At 61.7% G+C, this 1,733-nt stretch carries 1 protein-coding gene; it reads left to right on the top strand.

Translation table 11 applies throughout. The annotated features are described in order from the left end of the window. Nucleotides 1-1,489: partitioning protein (locus tag HY26_RS19100; RefSeq protein ID WP_112074263.1), on the top strand; the 1,489-nt coding region annotated here is incomplete at its 5' end. Between the last annotated feature and the right edge of the window lie 244 nt (nt 1,490-1,733).

Here is a 1,733-nt window from a genome sequence, read left to right as displayed (position 1 = left end):
CGAGGCGTCCATCATCGAAAATGTCGCCCGCCTGCCTGCCACGGAGATGGAACAATATGTGGCGTTCCGGAAACTGGCTGACGAAGGCAAAACGCCTGAAGACATCGCGACCTTCTTCGGCGTGACTGAGCTTCTGGTTCGGCGCGTGCTCGCCCTTGCGGGTCTCGCTGCGCCGATCCGAAAGCTCTATTCCGAGGACGAAATCGACCGAGAAACGATCCGCGCGCTGACGCTGGCGACACCTGCTCAACAGGCGGAATGGCTGAAACTCTGGAACAGCGAAACCGAACGTGCACCGTTCGGACGCTCCTGCAAGGCATGGGTAACGGGCGGCAGCACGATCACCACTGACAAGGCCCTGTTCGAGCTTGACCAATACACCGGCGCGGTGACGTCGGACCTGTTCGGAGAACGCGCTGTCTTTGCGGACGCTGAGGCTTTCTGGACTGCTCAGGCAGCAGAGGTGTCAGCGCGGATCGAGCAACTCCTGGCCCGTGGCTGGGCCGATGTCGTCTGTCTCGAGCGAGGGACCTACTTCCAGCGCTGGGAATACGTCCAGACCACGAAGAAGAAGGGCGGCAAGGTCTACGTGGAGCAGCGCCAAGATGGCACGGTGATGTTCCATGAAGGCTGGCTGACAGCTTCGGAGGCCCGCAAGAAGTCGCGTCAGGACATTAACGGAGACGGCAGTGTACAGACAGACATCAAACCTGAAATGTCCGGCCCGATGGCGGAATATGTCGGCCTTCACCGGCATGGCGCTGCCGCCGCCAGCCTGCTGGCCGCACCCGCCATTGCGCTGCGCCTGATGGCAGCACACGCGCTGACTGGATCATCCCTCTGGAATGTCCGTCCGCATGTGTGCGGGGCGCGCAAGAACGAGACGCATGAGAGCGTGTCGGGCTCCGCAGCGTGGGCTGAAATCGATGCCGCTTCCGAGCGAGTTGAGGCGATGTTCAGTGCGCTCGGCGCAATGCGTCCGCGCTCGAACGGCGATGCCTATTCGCTCTGCGAAACCTTCTCCGCTCTGCTCGCCATGTCGGACGAAGAAGTCATGAAGGTCCTTGCCCTCACGATGGCTGAAACACTGGAAGCGGGCGGGCCAGTGGTCGAGGCCGTGCTGCATGTCTGTGGGACCGATCTTGGCCGATACTGGTCGCCGGACGATGCCTTCTTCGACCTCCTGCGGGACAAGCGGGCGATCAATGCGTTGGTAGCAGACATTTCGTCCCCAAGCGTCGCGGAGAGTGTCACCAAGGAGAGCGGAAAAGTCCAGAAGGCGCTGATCCAGAACCGGATCGAAGGCGTGGACTGCACCGCCAATCCCGGCTGGCGTCCCGGCTGGATGCAGGTGCCGCCAACCGGCCTTGTCGAAGGAGCGGGTTGCGCGACGGTCGAGGCTTGGACCCGGATTGCGGGCCTGTTCGAGGGTGAGGATGAAGACAACACCCAACCCGAAGTGGAGCCTTGCGAAGCAGACGCTGCCTGAGTTTCGTCTCCTCCTCTCAGGCAGAGTGCGAGCCGTCCGGTGCCTGGCATCGGGCGGCTTTTCACATTCGGGTTTAAGCATGCGGATGCGCGCGAAGTGGGGTTCAATCGATAAGAATGCCTGCCGAAAAATCGCCCGTCTCAAGGTCTCGTGAGACATATCAGAGCGCATGCGGGAGTGGGTTACTCCCTTCCATCGGCAGCCGTCTTCGGCCCCCTTGTTCCCGTCTCTTGCCGTATGACCT

This window comes from Hyphomonas sp. GM-8P (genome assembly GCF_003263315.1).
Lineage (GTDB): Bacteria > Pseudomonadota > Alphaproteobacteria > Caulobacterales > Hyphomonadaceae > Hyphomonas.
This window is presented reverse-complemented; position numbering and strand designations above follow the sequence as displayed.